Genomic DNA, 18,876 nt, shown 5'->3' on the forward strand with positions numbered 1-18,876 from the left:
GTGAAAACAATTTGGTACTTGTTGGTCAAAGCATACATTAAACTTGGCTTGTTTTTTTATTCAAAAAAAACTCGAGTGCATGGGAGTGAAAACGTACCTAAAAAAGGAGCTGTCCTATTTGCTGTAAACCATCCTAACGGGTTGCTTGACCCACTAGTTGTGGCAACACATTCTCCAAGAATCTCACATTTTCTAGTGCGGGCTGCTGTTTTTAAAAAACCTCTTGTTAAAAAATTCCTAGCCACATTAAACTTAATGCCCATTTATAGAATTCGAGATGGACGCAATGAGCTTTCTAAAAATACGGCAGTTTTTAATGAGTGTTTTGAAATTTTAAAAAACAAACAGGCTCTGATGATTTTCCCAGAAGGAAGTCATGACAAAAGAAGAACTATTAGACCCATCAGCAAAGGGTTTACAAGAATTGTTTTTGGCGCTTTGGAAAAATACCCAACTCTTAAAATTCAGATAGTACCTGTAGGCCTCACCTATCAAAAAGCAGGTGACTACCCAAGTAAAATAGCCTTGCATTTTGGGAAACCGATTCTCGCCAACGACTATTTTAATCAAAAAACACCACTTGATCTTAAACAAATCGATTTATTGAAAAAAGCGGTGAGAGGACAACTTAAAAAACTGAGCGTACATATTTCTGCAGATGAAAATTACGAAAAAACGTTACAAACCGCACATAAGCATCATGTAGATTTTACACAGGTTCAACTGCTTAACAAAGCTTTAGAAAAAAATACATTTACAGCTTTAAAAAAAGAAAAAAACCTTCTACTTCCTTTGTATTATTTATTGGCAGCAAATAGCATACTCCCTTTACTAGTGTGGAGAATCATTCGAAAAAAAATTGATGAAATTGAGTTTATTGACACCTTTCGGTTTGCACTAATGATGACGATATTCCCGATATTCTATTTACTACAAACATCTCTAGTTTGGGTGTTTTGGAGCGCTGAAATAGCCATTTATTATTTGCTTATTAGCCTTGTTCTCGGTTTAATCTATACCAAAACAGCTCCTACTCCAGCAGAATAGCATCTTGAATCAATTGCTGAATTTTAGTTCGGATATCATTAACGATAAGACCTCTATTATCAGCATTTGGATACACTCTGTTTGATAAAAAAACATAGACTATTTGACTTTCGGGATCAGCCCAAGTAAAGGTACCGGTAAAACCACTATGCCCAAAACTTTGATCAGAAACACAACCACAGGTAGCCTCAACTTCAGGATCTAATTGCGGCTTGTCAAAACCCAAGCCTCTTCTAACTTTTTGATCGGCAAAATACCGTTTATTAAAGATGTCAATGGTGCTGGTTTTAAGATAGCGTTTACCTCCATAGAAGCCTTTTTGCAAATACATTTGCATAATCTTAGCAATATCATTAGCATTGGCAAAAACTCCTGCATGACCTCCTACACCACCCTCCATGGCCGCACCCATATCATGCACATATCCATGCAACAATTGATGTCTATAATAGGTATCATTCTCCGTTGGAATTATATCAGAATCTGGATACTTTTCTAAGGGCAAATACGAGGTTCTATCTGCTCCAAGAGAGCTGTATAAATTATCTTGTACTAAGACATTTAAAGGAGTTTTATAAACATCCTCTAAAGTTTCTTTTAAAATATAATAGCCCAAATCACTGTATTTGTATCCTGGTTTTTCTCGTTGTTCAGCATTTTTTATATACTGAATTATAGAATCTTTATAGGTATTTCTTAAGTACAAGTTCTTTGCAACTTGTATCCCATAACTCCTAGTCTTAGCAGGCTGATAATAATCCGTTAAATTTTTACCAGAAATACTGTCTTGGGTATATTTATAAAACGGAATCCAAGCTTTTAATCGGCCCGTATGCGAAAGCATCTGCTTTAAAGTAACTGTATCTTTATTAGTACTATCAAAGGCTGCATTTAAATGTTTAAGATCGGTATCTAAAGACATTTCTCCTTCCTCTACAGCACGCATTACCAAAGGAAGCGTAGCTACTATTTTTGTTAAAGAAGCAATATCATACACATCAGAATCTACAACTTTCTGCAAGGTATCTGCAGTGTGATAACCAAAACTCTTTTGGTAAATAACCTTACCTGCTCTAGCAACAAGAATTTGCATGCCCGGAGCCATCTTTTTTGTCAAAACCTCGTTGGCGATGGAATCAATTTTTTCTAATTTACTACTTGACATTTTTACTTCTTCTGGAATCCCATAAGAAAGCCTGCTTAAACTATTGGTTTGGATTCCATACCCCTCCTTAAAGATCTTATGGATACTTACAGGCAATTTCCCTTTGATTGCTTTTGCTCCAAACAATTGTTGAGCCGTGATTTCTTGTGCAATAGCACTATTTTGATAGCCAACAACCAAACCTTCAATATTTGTAAACGATTTTAAATCTAGCAAACTATATGGATTGGCAAAAACTGTAAAAATCACTTTTTTGTTTCTCGCAATCTCTTGCAATTTTACCAAGTCTTGATTCTTCATTTTATAAGACTTCCAAGGGTTTTCATTAGAACTATGATAACCGATAATCACCAAAGTATAGGGCTCTAATTTCTGGATTAACTTTGCCAAATTAGCTTCATTAATCACGTCTACTTTGGTATACTTTTTTAAAGTTGTTACAAAAGGAGTTTCATCTTCTGTTCCTATTTTTACATAGGCAATTTTTTGTTTCTCTAAACGCTGAATAGGCACAATTCCTCCCTCGTTTTTAAGGACAGTGGTCGATGCTTCAACGAGTTTTCTGTGCAGAACCAAATCTGTCTTAGAATTTAAATCCTCATGCAAACCTTCTAACGAAATTGGCTTCCACTGTGCCAAACCTGCCCAATATTTAGCTTGTAAAATTTTGCGAACAGAACGTTCTATGCGCTCTATGCTAATAGTCTTATTTTCTATAGCTTTTAAAAACAAAGCCATGGTTGCCGGAACATCTTGCGGTATCAAAAGCATATCATTACCCGCCAAGATAGCAGCCAAATCAATCTCAGAAGAACTTGAATAATCAGCAGCAGCTTTCATATTTAAACCATCAGTAATGATAAGTCCTTCAAAGCCCATTTGCTCAATTAATAAATCATTGACAATTTTCTTAGAAAGCGATGAAGGCAATTTTTCATTCGATTCTAATTTTGGAATACTCAAATGCGCAGTCATCACACTGGCCAAACCAGCGCTGATTAATTTTTTATATGGATACAACTCTAAACTATCCAATCGAGCCATATCAAAATTGATTACTGGCAAGGTATGATGTGAGTCTGTAGCTGTATCACCATGTCCAGGAAAATGTTTGGCATTGGCCAAAACACCTTGAGCTTGCATTCCTTTTACAAAAGCCAAAGACTTTTGAGTAACATTAAATTTACTTTCACCAAAAGAGCGATTACCTATAATTGGATTCGCTGGATTGGTATTTATATCGACTACGGGCGCAAAATTAATATGGATCCCCAAGCGTTTGCAATGCTTTCCTATCTGCTCTCCAAATCGCTCCAACAATTCATTGTCTTGAACGGCTCCCAGTGTCATGTTCCAAGGATAGCGAAAGGCATTTTTTAAACGCATGTCCAAACCCCATTCACCATCAAAGCCAATTAACAAAGGTACTTTTGATATCGACTGATATCGATTGGTCAGCACAGCTTGTTTTTCTGGAGTTCCTTGCATGAAAATTAAATTCCCTACATGGTAGGTGTTAATCATTTCTTCGATAGTCTTCTGATGTGCTTCGTCTTTATTTGAATAAGCTTGCACCATAAACAATTGCCCTATTTTCTCTTGGACACTCATGTTTTTTAGGATGCTGTCTACCCAGACAGTTTGCGCGAGACTATCTATGGTTTTTAATGGATTGTTGTTTTGTGACTGCATTGACAATGAACACAAAACAACACAGAATGCGATAAATTTTTTCATATTTTTTTACACTAAAAATCGTTGATGCCAACTTAAATTCGCGGGAACTTCCCAGCCTGTTTCTACTTCTTCTTTGGTTTGCACCATATTGTTAAAAACAATGGTATCGGCAGTAATTTTACCTGCTTTAATCTGTTGTTGAAATTCACTCAATTTCAATACCGAAATTGCTTCACCTTCTTTAAAAGAAATATTGAGCTTATTCATTAAATCTACCTGTAGTTCATTTTCTAACTGTTTTACAAACCGCACAGAGGCGTCTATAGAACAACCAGAAACATTGTTAAACCCCTCATCTACAGCCAAGATTAAAAACTGATTGTACTTTATAGTAAAAGAACCTTTTAAATTATCTCCGTGACGTGTCCACTGCTCTATAAAATCTTTTGCACCGTTAGAAATCAACGCTACTTCTTGCGCTGTAAATGGTCGTTCAGATTGATACATCCAAACTCTAGAATTGGGTGGTAAATTTCGGTATTCTGTAAACATAATGCTCTTTTTATAATACTAATATAAGAATTATCTTAAATTAAATTTTTGTTGAAGGGCTTGAAGTTTTTCAACATCTGTCAAGACTTTTTTGCCTTTTGTCATGCGCTCTTTGATCCCTTTTAATACTTTTTTGGTATACAGCGGAAAATCTGCATTCTGAATCCAAGCGTGATAACCAGGATTCTCAAGGAATACCTCTTCTACGGTTCTACCTTTGTATTTTCCAAAAGAAAATATCTCTTGTTTTTGCTCGTTAAATAATATAAAACCTGCGAAATCAGCTCTTTGACCATGGGTTGAAAACTCACTTAAGGCTTCTACAGTATTTTCTATATCGTCGTATTTCTCAATTTGAGCAAGTAAGATTTCATAAGTTGCATTGGTGTCTGCTTCTGCACCATGAGCTCCTTCTAATTCTTTTCCGCAATAAAATTGGTATCCTGCACTAAGAGTTCGCTGTTCTTTTTTGTGATAAATAACTTGCACATCAACGGCTTTTCTATTATCCATATCAAAGTCAATACCGGCACGCATTAACTCTTCTGCCAACAATGGAATATCAAAACGGTTGGAGTTAAAACCCGCTAAATCTGCATCTCCAATAAGCTCTTTTATCTGTGCTGCCAACTCTTTAAAAGTGGGTTCAGTAACCACTCTTTCATTGGTAATTCCATGGATATCAGAAGCTTCCTTTGGAATCTCTATTTCTGGATTGACCAACCAAGTTTTGCTTTCTTTGTTTCCGTTTGGAAACACTTTTAAAATTGAAATTTCAACAATTTTATCGGTTGCTATATTGACTCCTGTTGTCTCTAAATCGAAAAATACGATTGGTTTTTTTAACGCTAATCCCATGTTTTTGTGCTATACTTTTACAAGTATAAAGATAGGTAAAAAGGGACGCTTCTCCTATTCATTTATTGTTAAATACACTAAGTATATTTTAAAAAACAAAGACTAGGATTCTAAAAACAAAATTTGATCCAAAGAAACATCATGCGGCTCAATTGGCACTTTAGCGACTTTTTGAAAAGGATAAAAAATTCCTACTTTAAATGCATTTGGATGTTGTTCCAAGAAAGTATCGTAATAACCACCACCATAACCTAAGCGATAGTTGTTTTCATCAAAGGCCAAACCCGGGACAATAATCAAATCATAAGTTCCTGTATATTCTGATGAATTTGCTGGATGACTGGTTCCAAACACCCCCTGTTCTACCTCGTCTAACGAGTGCAAAACCAAGTTTAATAACTGTCTCTTTGGTAGGGTTTTAGGCGTAATCACTTTAACATTTGCAGCTAGTAAATTTTGTAAAAGCGGCCTAATATCAATCTCTTTACCCATAGGCAAATAAGCATGAATAACCCCAGCATTTTTAGCCTTGATAATTGCCTCTAATTGCTTGCAAATTTCTAAATCATATTTTTTTTTAAAGCTAGATTTGTTTCTTGCCCGTGCTTTATACATGGCCGCCCGAAGGGCTTTTTTCTCTTCTACAATTGGATTCATCTATTAAACAACTTGATACTCAAAGATAGGAAAATTAACAACAGACTCATTTCTATCTATGCATTTTTGTATCTTGGTCTCAAACAAATTCAAAGGATGAAATTTTGGGAAGAACTCTTAGTGCAGCTGCAAACAAATGACCGTGTTTACCTACTAACCGTTATCCAAAACCAAGGAAGTTCTCCCGGGAGAAAAGGCTTTAAAATGCTCATTAGCAGCAGTGGTTACATCTACGGCTCTATTGGAGGTGGCGTTATGGAATATGAACTGGTAGAAGAGCTAAAAGAGCACTTACAACAAACCACCACAAGTATCTTTAGCAGAAGACTCATACATCAAGGTCGAGGCACTTTTGGCTCTGGAATGATCTGCTCTGGCGAGCAGACAGTCATTGCACACCCTTTAGACAAAAGCCATCTAAGTTGGGTGCAGACGATCCTAGACAGCCTTAAGAAGAACAAACCTAAAACCATCTTACTAAGCCCTACACATATTGGCTTTTCGGAGACTGAAATACCATCACAGTATTCTAGTCAGTGGCAAGATGACACAAATTGGCAATTTAAAGAGCAAATAGGTTTTCAGAACACCTTATATATAATTGGCGGTGGTCACGTGGGACTAGCCGTCTCTGAACTATTTCAAAAATTAAATTTCCATATAGTCGTTTTTGACAATCGAGACCAACTAAACACCTTAGAGCAAAACAGATATGCCCAGCACAAAGAAGTGATTGATTATGCAAGCGTTTCTGAGTATCTAAAAGAAGGAAATGATCGCTATGTGGTCATCATGACCAACAAATACACCGATGATAAATTGGTCCTTAGTAAATTACTCAGAAAACAATTTAAATTCATCGGTGTACTTGGCAGTGTCGCAAAGTTAAAAACCATGTGGGAAGTTTTACAAAACGAAGGCTTTACAAAAACCGAACTAGCTAAAGTTAGCGCCCCAATTGGAATCGCTATTAAAAGTCAAACTCCAGAAGAAATAGCGGTGAGTATTGCGGCACAGATTATTCAAATTAAGAATGCTAATTTGTAGCTTACTCTCCACATTGTTTTAATACTTCTAAAGCTCTTTCTATACCTCCTTGCGGATGAAATTTACCAGCTGGTTTTTCTTTTTTAAACAACTCTACAGCTCTTTTAACATCCTTACAGTAAGGCTCTAAAGACTGACCAAAAAATTGAGCTGCTCCCATATCCCATTCTGCTTTCGCTAAAACAACTCTTGGGTTATTTGGTGCAATGCTCAGCGCTCTTGCGTACAACTGTGCATTTTCTCCAGACAAGGTCATCCCATATTTCTGACCATCAAAAGCAATATATGCTGTATTGAGCATGGCTTGAGTAATCAACAACTCTGGGTTGTTTTCTGAGATCATTGTTGCCGCGTCTAAAAACTCTTGCGCCTTGGTTAATTTTGCAGTTAACAAGGTTTCATCTTTAATTGAAAATCCTTCAATAATAAGTATGGTAGCTGCATAATACGGAGGCAGCCAATTGTCTTTTTCGGCAGTGGCAATACGTTCAAATAATTGAGCCGCCTCAGTTGTTTTCTGTGTTTGCCAAAGCTCAAAGGCTTTACCCATCCCTTTTTCATAAGCTGATTGACCAAAATTGTTTGCAGTGATAAATAACAGGCAAATAAGTAGTATTTTTTTCATGATGATTGGTTTTATTTTAAATAGATTTTTTGTGATATACGGATTATGTTTAAGCGTGTTTGGTGTGCAGGCCTTGTAAAAAGACTTGCTTATAATTAACTTTAGCGTTTGGGGTTTTTATTGAACGATTACAGGAATTTTGATGTCTTTATCAACAACAAATTTTGCTTTTTTAAACCTCGGCGGCCCCATAAAACCTGTTGCTTTATTAGAACATCCAATTGGCTCTTTGGGGATGCCTAAAAAATTAGTATCTAGTTTTTTATTGTCATTGGCATCGTGAAAGACAGAGACGGCATAAACCCCATAATTAATATCTTTAAAAACTGCTGAAGCCTTTCCATCTTCAATTTTAACGATGGTGCCTTTCATTTCTTTTTTAAGAAAGTTAGCTTCCTTATCATAGAGTGCTATATACACCTTACCAGTATCAGATTTCATCCCCGAAACAGTTACAGTAATATTTGCTGTGCTGTTTTGAGCCTGTAAATTACTTAGACTTACAAAGGCTAAAAAAATATAGATGTAAATTTTATTCATGATGCATTGTTTAATGTTAGGTCAAATATCCAATGATTTTTTTAAAGTGCTAAAGGTAACTAACCGAATTGTTGTTTTTTATAGCCCAACTGTCATTTTTTATAAATTATCCAATTGATTTAGTTTTTTATCGGCACTTAAGGTCCAGAAAAAACCGACAAAAAAGAACCGATCTGCAGATGGAACAAGTGCTCTTCTTTCATAGACTCCTTGATTATTTTGCTGATTTGCATATTGATACCCATTGACATTTTGAGTACCCAAAACATTACTCACAGAAAAATACAGGATTTTTTGTTGACTGATCAAATAGGCCCAATTGGCATTTACTGCATGATAATTTTTAGTAACCGCATTTAAAAAACCTTGTTCATTTGGATTGGTGTAGGTTCTACCTGATGAAAAATTATAGCTTAACCCTAATTGACTCTTTAAGCTTCCTACCCAGTATTTAGCAACCGCAGACATATTATGAGTAGATGCAAAGCTTGGTGTTGAAGTTGTAGGGTAGTTTTTATAGGCTCTTTGCGTGTCTAGATAAGAATAAGAGATCCAATAATCAACATTGTTTATTGATTTGTTATCCCTCCAAAAAACATCTACTCCTTTGGCATAACCATCTCCATTATTTATAAAGTTAGACGTAGGCAAAGCAAATTCTGTATTGTATTTTACCAAATCTTGATAGCCTTTATAAAAAGCTTCTACTCTTAGAATTTGATTGTTCTTTACATATTGAAAATTGGCAATCAAATGATTGGTGTTTTCTGATTTTAGTTGACTATTGTATTTTAAATACTCCTTTTGAGCTTGTTGGTAAAACTGTCCATAAGCCAATGAAAACTGCGAGTTTGCACCCGATTTATAAGCCAAAGAAACTCTAGGCGAAACAACCAACTCATCAGAGAGTTTAGAATAATCTGCTCTTAGCCCAACCGTAGCAGCTAGTTTCTTAGAAAAAAACACCTCAGACTCTGTAAAAATTGCTCCACTATGACTTACAAAACCACTGTTGTACTCAAATGCCTGACTGTCTTTAAACTTTTCATCAAAATCGGTTAAAAAATACTCGGCACCATAACTAACTTTAAAGCGATTGCTGTACCTTTTTTTAAGCTTTAATTTTGCATGTATTGAATTTTCTGCACTAGTTACAAAGTCATTTTGAATATCAATATCAGAATGATCGCTGTTAAAACTCACCCCTGTTAAGATAGACCAATCATTGGCTAAGGCATTTTTATAAGAAGTATTAAAGTACAGGTTTCTGTTTTTCAATCCAAATCGAAACCCATTTGATACGTTAATATCTTCTTGAATCAAATCAAATTGAGTACCGCTATAGGCTCCATAAATTTTTAATAAGGCTTCATCTTTAAAACGATGTCTAAAAATAAACTCTCCACTTAAAGATTGAACCGGTTTTGTCCACTCATTATTATCAGGAAATGCCGATTGATAAGGAGCTAGATTAAAATAAGAACTATTAACACTAAAAGAACTCTTTTTCCATTTTTTAGTATGTCCCAAGCCCAATCCAACAGTCATTAAAGATATATCCGTTTTTTCTTGCTCAGGTTCATCAATAGAGTTTAGCAACAAAACACTAGAAAGTGCTTGTCCATACTCGGCAGAATATCCACCGGTAGAAAAACTAATCCCTTTAAATAAGAATGGTGAAAATCGACCTCGAGTAGGGATATTTCTAGCCGATGGCGCATAGGGTGTAAAAACGCGAATTCCATCAATAAACATCTGAGTTTCTCCTGCTTCACCTCCACGCACAAATAATCGACCGTCCTCAGAAACATTTGAGGTTCCTGGCAAGGTTTGCAAGGCTCCGACAAAATCACCCATGGCTCCTGCAGTAGTGACCACATCTAAGGGTTTTAAAGCGGTTACCTTTGCTTGATCACCTGATTTAAAAGTCCCAGCATTAATAGTTACGGCATCCAGGGTATTGACATCTTCTCTTAGGGTGATTTTTAACTTTGTAAAAGTTGAAACATCTCCCACTTTTTGATATTCTTCAAAAGACAAAAAAGAAACTACTAAAGTTTGAATTCCTTTTTCTGTGCTTGAAAAACTAAAGGCTCCTTTTTCATCGGTAGAAGTCCCGTCATAAGCTCCTTTTAAATACACATTGGCTCCATAAATTGGTTGACCCTGAGAATCTTTTACCACCCCTGTGATTAAGGTTTGTGCGGTAAGGCTAAATTGAAATAAAATAATAGCTAATAATACGATACGTTTCATCTGTTTGTTCTAATTTTTAATAGTACAAAGATGCAAACAGACTTTCGCTACACAGAAAGAGTCTTACCCAATCGTTAAAAAACAAAGATGAATTGTCGTAAAATTGAATTAGTGATAAAAAATGTGATATCTTTATATTTTGATAGCAAAAAACACTTTCTGTGAAACAAAAAAGCACATTCTTTTTCTCTTTTTTAAAAGCAAATAAACTCCGCTTTATGGAGTCTTTTGTTTTTCTACAGCTAAACCCATTGTTAAAGAAAAAATCCAATCAGATACTTGGTTGCCTTACTTTTTTTATGCTACTTAGTCAAATAGCAACTTCTCAGATCTTGACTGTAAAAGACAAGACCACGCAAGAACCTTTAATTTACGCTTCTGTTATTAGCAAAAATTTAAATATTTTTTTAACAACCGACACCAAAGGTCAGTTAGACATCTCAAAACTAAAAAATGCTACTCGAATAGAAATTCAACTTGTTGGATATAAAACTCGTATAAAAAGCTACAAGCAATTAGAAGCGCTTAACTTTATCATCTCACTTGAGCATACGGAACTGTTTCTAGATGAAGTGGTGGTTTCTGGGACTCGCTGGAAACAACGCTCTAACAACATTCCTTCTAAAATTAGCAGCATACTTACCAAAGATATTGTTTTACAAAATCCACAAACAGCAGCAGATTTGTTAGCCATTTCTGGTAAAGTTTTCGTTCAAAAAAGTCAACAAGGAGGCGGAAGCCCAATGATTAGAGGCTTTGCAACTAACAGATTGCTCTATACCGTAGATGGTATTCGAATGAACACTGCCATCTTTAGAGGCGGAAACATACAAAATGTGATTAATCTAGACCCTTTTGCCATTGAAAAAACTGAAGTGTTCTTTGGACCTGGATCTGTCATTTATGGTAGTGATGCCATTGGAGGTGTTATGAGTTTTACAACGCTTACCCCGCAGTTATCTAAAAACAACAAGCTGCTTGTTTCTGGCAAATCAACAGCGAGAATAGCTTCTGCAAACAATGAAAAAACAGCTCATTTAGATATTAATCTAGGCTGGGAAAAGTGGGCACTGGTCAGCAGTATTACTTCATGGGATTTTGATCACTTAAGACAAGGAAGTAACGGACCTAATGATTATATTAAACCTTATTATGTAGAAACCCAAAACGGCTTGGATGTGGTTGTTAACCAAAGCAATCCGTTGTTACAAATTCCTACGGCCTATGCACAATTTAATTTTATGCAGAAAGTTCGATTTAAGCCTTCTGAAAAATGGGATCTTCAGTATGGTTTCCATTATTCAAAAACGTCTAACTACGGTCGTTATGATAGACATAATAGAACAAGAAACGGCACGGCACGATATGCAGAATGGAATTATGGACCACAGAAATGGGTGATGAGCTCATTAAATACGACATACACAAACGAAACCTGGGCCTATAAAGAAGTCCAACTTCGTTTGGCTCAACAATGGTTTGAAGAAAGTAGAATCGATCGCTCATTACATAAAACTGACAGAAGTACAGCTGTAGAAAAAGTAAATGCCTTTTCTATAAACCTAGATTTCCTTAAAGAAATCAACAGTAAAAACACCCTATTTTACGGAGCAGAATACGTTAGCAACAAAGTAGCATCTACCGGTGAAATCAGAGATATTTCTAACAATACCACTACTGTAGGTCCTTCTCGGTATCCAGAATCAACGTGGAAGTCTATGGGTATGTACGTAAATAATGAACACACTTTTTCTAAGACCTTTACTAGTCAAATAGGGCTTCGCTACAATTATTTTATGTTGGATGCTGATTTTAAAAACAATGCTGCTTTTTTTCCGCTACCTTTTCAGGATGCAGAATTACAAAATGGTGCAATCACAGGAAGCATTGGAGGTGTATATAGACCATCTGAATCTTGGGTGTTTAGAACTAATTTTGCAACGGCCTTTAGAGCTCCAAACGTAGATGATATAGGAAAAATATTTGATTCAGAACCTGGAGCTCTTACAGTTCCTAATCCTAATTTGAAAGCAGAATACGCATACAGCATAGACTTTGGTGCTGCTAAAGTTTTTGATCAATTTCTTAAAATTGATGCGACCATTTATTATACCCAATTAAAAAATGCCTTGGTCAGACGTGATTTTCTATTAAACGGACAAAGTACCATACTTTATGATGGTGAACTAAGCAAAGTTCAAGCCATACAAAATGCAGCAGAAGCTAATGTCTATGGTTTTCAGACTGGCTTTAAACTTACCCTAAATTCTAATTTTAACCTAAGTTCTGATTTTAACTATCAGGTTGGCTCAGAAGAGCTCGATGATGGAACTTCTAGCGCTTCTAGGCACGCAGCCCCTTTCTTTGGCTCAACTAGATTTAGCTACCACACAGATCGATTAGAAATACAGTTATACTCAGATTATCAAGGCAGACGTGATTTTGAAGATTTAGCCAAAGATGAGCAAGGCAAGGATGAAATTTATGCAAAAGACAGTAAGGGCAATAATTATTCTCCTTCTTGGTATACTCTTAACCTAAAGAGCTCCCTAACACTCACAAAAAACCTAACGGCAAACCTTGGGATAGAAAACCTAACAGATCAGCGATATCGCTCTTATAGCTCAGGAGTGTCTGCTGCAGGCAGAAATTTTGTACTCTCTGTAAATGCCGTTTTTTAAGCGCTTATAATTCCTTTTTTTTATCTGTCTGTTGGAGACCGTAAAAAACCAGACCACTTGCAAAGTATAAAATTACATCCACCCAATCAGAGGTGTATCTTAACAGCATCGGCGGTAAAACAACTTCAAACAACAAACTATACAGAGCGCAAATCCATAAAATATGAAAGAGGTTTAATTTAAATTGCAAATCATTCCTTGTCCATTGCACAACTTTTAGCCCCACAAAAAGTACGATTGGGATGATTAAAAAGTCATTAACATAAAACCGAACCCATCTGGGCAATAAAACACCTAACCTATCACAGATAAAAATAGCACTCCCTAAAAAGAAGCTGCTACCAATGTATATGAGTAATCTATTTTTCATCCAGCAGCGACCATGGCAACAAACCATGCAATAAAGGCTCCAATGATGTTAAGGACTATCCATACTGAATTTAAAATCCATCCAAAAAATCGAACTAAAAAAAAGGGATGCCTTTTAAGTTTCTTTATAAAATTTACTTTTTCTATTTTTTCTACTGCGCTGACCAATTCTTCTTCTTGAACGGTCTTAGCTCTTGCCGTTTCTTTTTCTTGATGCGAAATTAAAAAACCACAAGATTCACAATGCGTTTTGTTTGTATTAAACACACCACAGTTAGGACATTTTATGTGTGAAGTTGTAGACAAATGATGCTATTTAAAAGATTGGTTATTTTTAATTTTAAAGGGTCTTATTATTAACCTTGATTCTCTATCAAAACGGATATAATTATACACCCAATTTAAAAACACGATGACTCTGTTTCTAAATCCTATTAAAGAAAACAGGTGTACAAACATCCATACAAACCAGGCAAAAACTCCTTGAAACTTCCATTTTGGCAAATCTACAACAGCTTTGTTTCTACCGATGGTCGCCATAGATCCTTTGTCATTATACACAAAAGGTTCTAAGGGTTTTGACTTTAATTCTGCTAAAATGTTCTTGGCTAGCAATTTCCCTTGCTGCAAGGCTGGTTGCGCCATCATTGGATGTCCGTATGGATTGTTCTCAGATGTCATTGAGGCAACATCTCCGATGGCAAAAATATTTTTATAACCTATAATTTTATTAAAAGCATCTACTTTTAGTCTATTTGCTCTCTCTACAATACACTGGGCTTCTAAACCATCAACCGTTTCTCCTTGAACTCCTGCAGCCCAAATAACTGTCGCCGCTTTAAAGGTTTCGTCTGTATTGGTTGTCACCCTATCGCCATCGTAATTGGTAACTCGTAAATTCTTCCAAATATTCACCCCTAAATCAGCTAAAAAATCTTCAGCTTTTTCTGAAGCTTTCGCACTCATAGCATCAATTAACCGATTTGAACCTTGAACCAAATTGATTTGCATTTCTCTAATATCTAGATCTGGATAATCTTTGGGCAAAATTCCTTTTTTCATTTCTGCCAAAGCACCAGCCAGCTCAACTCCTGTTGGTCCACCGCCCACAATAATAAAGTTCATCAGCGCTTTTCTTTCTTCAAAATCAGAAGTTAGCAAAGCCTCTTCAAAGTTTTCTAAGACCAGGCTCCTAATATTTAAAGACTGTGGAATGCTCTTCATTTCCATGGCGTGCTTTTCGATGTTTTTATTACCGAAAAAATTAGTTTTGGAACCGGTTGCTAAAACCAAATAATCATACTCTAAATTGCCGATAGAGGTTTCTATTTCATTCTTTTCTGAATGGATTTTTAATACCTCTGCCAATCTAAAGTGATAGTATTTTAAATTATTGAATAATTTTCTGATAGGAAATGCAATAGAATCGGGTTCTAAACCACCAGTTGCTACCTGATATAATAAAGGTTGAAATGTGTGGTAGTTATGCTTGTCTAACAAAACGACTTGAACTTCTTTTTTTTCTAATCCTTTTGCAAGTGCTAATCCAGCAAAACCTCCACCAACAATAACAACTCTTGGCAAACTAGTTTGTGGTATGTTCATATACTATATTGTAAAAAAGTACGATTAAATCTCGTAAAATTTGATCTTATAAATTTACGAAATTATCAACAAATAAAAGCCTAAAAAAACAGGTTAAATTATTCTTGAAGCTCTAATTTTAATTGCTGTAAGGTTTTATTAGAATTGATATATGCAGTAATGATTTTTTCTCGGAGCACATCTACATCTTCTTCAAAATAGTTTGCCCATTTGTCATCTAAAAACAGCTTTCTAATTTGAGTAACCTTTTTTTGCGCAGCTTCTGCAAAGAACAAAAAAGCTCTATCATTGGTTGCTTTATGATGAAAATCGGTAGTTTTTTGTTTAAAATCAACTGAAATATAAAACTGTTTTTCTGCTTCATTTAAGGGATAAAAATCAGTCCATCTGGCATAACCTACGTAATAATCTTGGCTCTTTAGCTTTTCTTTAGAGAGCAACTTCCATCGACAATTGGCCACACGTCCCCAGTGATTTGAGTAGCGATATACCCCTTGAGCGTTATACACATACTGACTCCCTGTTTTGCTTTTAAAATGAACCTCTAAGCTTGCCAGATCATTAAGCTCTTGCTTCTGAAAAGCACAAAAGGTATGCTTAAAAAAATTGCCTGGGTTATAAGCTTTCAAATTCATAGTTTTTTGTCATTGCGAAAGTAATGAAGCCAACTCTAAATTCATAAAAAGTAGGCTATAAAAAAAACGCAACCAACTTAATGATTGCGTTTTTAATACAAAAGCGTAACAAACTTTTATTTTTTAATAATTTTTCTTATTCCAATTTTCCCGTTTTCTGTTTCTACTTTCAGTATATAAACCCCTAAAGGCAATGTACTGATATCGATATCCTTTGTCTTAAAAGCTTTTACTTCTTTCCCGATTAGGTTATAAATTATGATGCTTTTTATGTTTTCTGCCGTGATAATTTTGATAGCCCCTTTTGTTGGGTTTGGATAAGACGTAAAGCTTAATTTATCAAGATCACTTATACTTGCAGTAGCACTAAAATTAGCGACAATATTTGTATCTGCATTCATTGTCACTGTTATTGAGTTTGTAGTTCCAGAGGCATCTCCACTCCAATTTACAAATCCATAACCTGCATCTGGTGTTGCCGTTAAGGTTACAGATGCACCATCTGCATACGTTCCGTTAACTGGATTTGGATTGGTTGTAACGGTTCCGTTTGCCGCAGTGATTGTTAATTGATGTCTAATTAATTTAAATTTTGCTGTCACCGTTTTATCAGCATCCATAGTAATAGTAAGCGGATTGCTAGAAGACAAGAGTCCAAACGAACCACTACCTGAAGCGATGACAAAACCATCAAACTCATACCCTGCACTTGGCGTTGCGGTAAGTACAACAGAAGCTCCATCAGCATAAATTCCACTTGTTGAGTTAGGGTTTATAGCAACCGTACCGTTATTAGCTACTGTTGATAAACTTCTATATACAATTGCTGATGAGCCAAACTCAAAAGCCCCCATATCCACCGTTGTATCAAAAATACGCTTGTTGTTTAATAAATCTGTTGCCCCGATAACAGCCGAATTAATCCCAACATTTATGGCTGGTGAGTTACCTTTTAAACTATAATCAGCATTAAAAGAAGGATCTGAATTTATGTTCCCTGTTTTGGATGAAATACTATCATCATTAAAACTCAATTCATCTAAAGAATTCGTAACCGTTAAAGAGTTTATTGGAGATTTATACAAATCTGTTATCGACCTACTCTTAGAGCCATTCGTAGCAGCTATGTTGTCCCAGAAAATAGAATTAGAAACCCTTGCATTAAAGGTACTTGTGATTCCAGCTCCTTTAGAAATTGCGACAACTGCTTTTGTGAAATTATTTAAGCCTTCTCCCGTACCAATATCTGAATGATTTACGTACGTATTATTTACTAAAGTTAGGTTTAAATCAGAGCCATTTGAAATAACTCTAAACCAAGAAGCACTACCACCCAATCCTTTTAGAGAAGCAGATAAATCTGCAGTTATATTGCCATCAAACAAAGTGTTTGCTACAGTAATATCCACATTTGAATTAGCTCTTACAAAGCTGTAAATACCTGATCCCCAACGCGACATATTATTGATGAATTTAGAATTTTCTACAAGCAAAGCGCCTCTTGTTCCTGTTGTGTTATTTAACTCAAACTCTGCAAGTAGCCCTGCATTGTCATTTCTACTTAAATTGTCTTTAATAATACAATTTTTAAGGGTTAATTTAGCAACAGCTTTATCTTTTACAATTGCTCCCCCTCTTTCTGTAGCGCTTACATTATTGTGTGCATCACTAATTGTTAAGCCGTCTAACAGTAAATTATTTCCAGTTGCTGTAATCTGAATAATGTGATAACTATTATCAGCGTTTCTAGTCGTATTGGCATAACTAGCTACAAAACTAGATACATTGACATCGTCATTGTTTAAATCTCCAGACAAAATAGTTTCATTTGCACCAAATACACGGTCATTTAAGGCTGTTTCTGTTCCTGCAAAGCCACCGTAAATTTTTAAATTCTCTTTAGAAATTGTATAATATACATCTCTAGAAGATGCATGGGGCTTATAGGTTCCTGAAGCGATCCAAATGACTCCACCAGCATAAGACTCATTAATAGCAGTCGTTATATCTGTAAATGCATTTGCCCAAGAACTACCGTCATTGTTCCCTGTAGCATCTGATTTTACATAGGTCGGAATCCCAGTGTTCTTAAAAATAACAGCAGGAGACCAAGCAGAAAAGCTTCCACTTCCACAATTTTTTCTTACATAAACCTTATAGGCTTTGGCAGTTGTTCCAGAAATAGATGTGCTACTTCCTCCAGCTACGTTTGTTACAATAATTGCAGATGATAATGGTTGAGAAATATCATGATAAGCAATATCTACAGCCTGTGTACCCGCTACATTTACATCAATATTAGTGGCTGTTACATTAGACGCCGTTAATTTGTCATTTTCGATAACTGTACAAAAATTATAATTGGCAATTGATGAAATTTCAGTAGCTGTTAATGCTCTATTATAGACTAAAATATCATCAATAGCATCGTTATATCTAAAATTAGCACCTAAAGTGTTGTTTCTATTATTCCCAATCGCTACATCTCCAGCAGTATCAAATACAGGCAACGTTCTCGCGGTTATTCCAGAAGATTCTGTTTGATATAAACTACCATCAATATAAAGTTCACCCAAAAAGGAATAACTACCAGACCTTGAACTTGAATTAAAACGAACAACAACATGATGCCAATTACCATCAGCAATAAGCCCACTAGTTAATGTTTTAGTTGCTACGGTATTTCCTCCGGTAAATCGATGTTCATAATTCATTCGAACATTTGCTACTATTTTACCCTGCTGAAGCATTATAGAATACCCTGTTTGGAACCCTGTAAAACTATTAGTCGTAATATTTTTTTGGCTATCGTCTATAATCGTTTTTAAATCATTAGAAACCGTACTTGTCTTTACCCAGAATGCATAGGTTATATCACTACCAGCTGTAAGGTTGGCTCTTGTTAAATAATCCCCATTTAAACGAATAGCTTTAGACGCAGTGCCCATTCTATCTGAAATTTGCGTCATAGCTGTTCCATTTTGAGTGAAACTTTGCCCATTAGCTCCATCAATAAAAACCGTACCAGAATCAAAGCCGTATTGAGCGATTAATCCATTGGTAGAATATTGCGCAAAAGAACCAATACTGACAAAAAGTAATAGTAAAAGTAATCTTATCTTCATAATGTATATTTTAATTAATTATGAAGCAAAAAAAGTG

The 18,876-nt window shown here is 35.5% G+C and carries 15 protein-coding genes; 3 read left to right on the plus strand and 12 right to left on the minus strand.

Annotated features, from left to right (window positions below; translation table 11 throughout):
• Entirely contained in the window at positions 1-1,047 is a 1,047-nt protein-coding gene (locus tag WHC90_RS04975; protein ID WP_229664862.1) for a 1-acyl-sn-glycerol-3-phosphate acyltransferase, read from the plus strand.
• Here the strand turns inward: WHC90_RS04975 and WHC90_RS04980 are convergent.
• The 4 genes from WHC90_RS04980 to WHC90_RS04995 all read right to left on the minus strand — a co-directional run bounded on the left by WHC90_RS04980 (position 1,031) and on the right by WHC90_RS04995 (position 5,956).
• Positions 1,031-3,949, minus strand: coding sequence for a glycoside hydrolase family 3 N-terminal domain-containing protein (locus tag WHC90_RS04980; RefSeq protein WP_188597389.1), 2,919 nt, complete (start codon positions 3,947-3,949; stop codon positions 1,031-1,033). The genes WHC90_RS04975 and WHC90_RS04980 overlap by 17 nt on opposite strands.
• A 6-nt stretch (positions 3,950-3,955) precedes the next feature.
• Complete coding sequence (locus tag WHC90_RS04985) at positions 3,956-4,441, minus strand: ABC transporter ATPase (protein WP_188597390.1); 486 nt, start codon at positions 4,439-4,441, stop codon at positions 3,956-3,958.
• A gap of 30 nt (positions 4,442-4,471) precedes the next feature.
• The gene (locus tag WHC90_RS04990; protein ID WP_188597391.1) at positions 4,472-5,299 is read right to left on the minus strand and encodes a 3'-5' exonuclease; all 828 of its coding nucleotides are present in this window, start codon (positions 5,297-5,299) and stop codon (positions 4,472-4,474) included.
• A gap of 102 nt (positions 5,300-5,401) precedes the next feature.
• Positions 5,402-5,956, minus strand: coding sequence for a 5-formyltetrahydrofolate cyclo-ligase (locus tag WHC90_RS04995; protein ID WP_188597392.1), 555 nt, complete (start codon positions 5,954-5,956; stop codon positions 5,402-5,404).
• Positions 5,957-6,052: 96 nt separating this feature from the next.
• Between WHC90_RS04995 and WHC90_RS05000 the strand changes: the two genes are divergently transcribed.
• Positions 6,053-7,003 (plus strand): XdhC family protein, encoded by a 951-nt coding sequence (locus WHC90_RS05000; protein ID WP_188597393.1) that lies wholly within the window; start codon positions 6,053-6,055, stop codon positions 7,001-7,003.
• 1 nt (position 7,004) lies between these two features.
• On the opposite strand, the gene WHC90_RS05005 is transcribed toward WHC90_RS05000, so the two are convergent.
• From WHC90_RS05005 to WHC90_RS05015, 3 genes are all read right to left on the minus strand, one after another.
• Positions 7,005-7,628, minus strand: coding sequence for a hypothetical protein (locus WHC90_RS05005; RefSeq protein ID WP_188597394.1), 624 nt, complete (start codon positions 7,626-7,628; stop codon positions 7,005-7,007).
• A gap of 117 nt (positions 7,629-7,745) precedes the next feature.
• Entirely contained in the window at positions 7,746-8,168 is a 423-nt protein-coding gene (locus WHC90_RS05010; protein WP_188597395.1) for a DUF2141 domain-containing protein, read from the minus strand.
• Between the two features lie 99 nt (positions 8,169-8,267).
• The gene (locus tag WHC90_RS05015) at positions 8,268-10,424 is read right to left on the minus strand and encodes a TonB-dependent receptor (RefSeq protein ID WP_188597396.1); all 2,157 of its coding nucleotides are present in this window, start codon (positions 10,422-10,424) and stop codon (positions 8,268-8,270) included.
• A 161-nt stretch (positions 10,425-10,585) separates the two neighbouring features.
• On the opposite strand from WHC90_RS05015, the gene WHC90_RS05020 reads away from it, so the two are divergent.
• Positions 10,586-13,105, plus strand: coding sequence for a TonB-dependent receptor (locus tag WHC90_RS05020; protein WP_340820385.1), 2,520 nt, complete (start codon positions 10,586-10,588; stop codon positions 13,103-13,105).
• 4 nt (positions 13,106-13,109) lie between these two features.
• Here WHC90_RS05020 and WHC90_RS05025 read toward each other — a convergent pair whose 3' ends face one another.
• The 5 genes from WHC90_RS05025 to WHC90_RS05045 all read right to left on the minus strand — a co-directional run bounded on the left by WHC90_RS05025 (position 13,110) and on the right by WHC90_RS05045 (position 18,839).
• Entirely contained in the window at positions 13,110-13,475 is a 366-nt protein-coding gene (locus tag WHC90_RS05025) for a hypothetical protein (RefSeq protein WP_188597397.1), read from the minus strand.
• On the minus strand, positions 13,472-13,780 hold the full coding sequence (locus WHC90_RS05030; protein ID WP_188597398.1) for a hypothetical protein: 309 nt from the start codon (positions 13,778-13,780) through the stop codon (positions 13,472-13,474). The genes WHC90_RS05025 and WHC90_RS05030 overlap by 4 nt, the downstream gene beginning before the upstream one ends.
• Positions 13,781-13,786: 6 nt before the next feature.
• Positions 13,787-15,079 carry an NAD(P)/FAD-dependent oxidoreductase gene (locus WHC90_RS05035; RefSeq protein WP_188597399.1) on the minus strand — a complete coding sequence of 431 codons (1,293 nt, stop codon included), beginning with the start codon at positions 15,077-15,079 and terminating at the stop codon, positions 13,787-13,789.
• Positions 15,080-15,177: 98 nt separating this feature from the next.
• A complete protein-coding gene (locus WHC90_RS05040) occupies positions 15,178-15,714 on the minus strand; it encodes a hypothetical protein (RefSeq protein WP_188597400.1) in 537 nt (178 codons plus the stop codon).
• 116 nt (positions 15,715-15,830) lie between these two features.
• A complete protein-coding gene (locus WHC90_RS05045; protein WP_188597401.1) occupies positions 15,831-18,839 on the minus strand; it encodes an InlB B-repeat-containing protein in 3,009 nt (1,002 codons plus the stop codon).
• Between the last annotated feature and the right edge of the window lie 37 nt (positions 18,840-18,876).

Source organism: Polaribacter pacificus (assembly GCF_038024035.1).
Lineage (GTDB): Bacteria > Bacteroidota > Bacteroidia > Flavobacteriales > Flavobacteriaceae > Polaribacter > Polaribacter pacificus.

What these genes read in the sequence shown, in the direction of transcription:
- WHC90_RS04980 (WP_188597389.1), bottom strand. Translation starts at nt 3,949, where the DNA reads ATGAAAAAATTTATCGCATTCTGTGTTGTTTTGTGTTCATTGTCAATG.
- WHC90_RS04985 (WP_188597390.1), bottom strand. Translation starts at nt 4,441, where the DNA reads ATGTTTACAGAATACCGAAATTTACCACCCAATTCTAGAGTTTGGATG.
- WHC90_RS04990 (WP_188597391.1), bottom strand. Translation starts at nt 5,299, where the DNA reads ATGGGATTAGCGTTAAAAAAACCAATCGTATTTTTCGATTTAGAGACA.
- WHC90_RS04995 (WP_188597392.1), bottom strand. Translation starts at nt 5,956, where the DNA reads ATGAATCCAATTGTAGAAGAGAAAAAAGCCCTTCGGGCGGCCATGTAT.
- WHC90_RS05000 (WP_188597393.1), top strand. Translation starts at nt 6,053, where the DNA reads ATGAAATTTTGGGAAGAACTCTTAGTGCAGCTGCAAACAAATGACCGT.
- WHC90_RS05005 (WP_188597394.1), bottom strand. Translation starts at nt 7,628, where the DNA reads ATGAAAAAAATACTACTTATTTGCCTGTTATTTATCACTGCAAACAAT.
- WHC90_RS05010 (WP_188597395.1), bottom strand. Translation starts at nt 8,168, where the DNA reads ATGAATAAAATTTACATCTATATTTTTTTAGCCTTTGTAAGTCTAAGT.
- WHC90_RS05015 (WP_188597396.1), bottom strand. Translation starts at nt 10,424, where the DNA reads ATGAAACGTATCGTATTATTAGCTATTATTTTATTTCAATTTAGCCTT.
- WHC90_RS05025 (WP_188597397.1), bottom strand. Translation starts at nt 13,475, where the DNA reads ATGAAAAATAGATTACTCATATACATTGGTAGCAGCTTCTTTTTAGGG.
- WHC90_RS05035 (WP_188597399.1), bottom strand. Translation starts at nt 15,079, where the DNA reads ATGAACATACCACAAACTAGTTTGCCAAGAGTTGTTATTGTTGGTGGA.
- WHC90_RS05040 (WP_188597400.1), bottom strand. Translation starts at nt 15,714, where the DNA reads ATGAATTTGAAAGCTTATAACCCAGGCAATTTTTTTAAGCATACCTTT.
- WHC90_RS05045 (WP_188597401.1), bottom strand. Translation starts at nt 18,839, where the DNA reads ATGAAGATAAGATTACTTTTACTATTACTTTTTGTCAGTATTGGTTCT.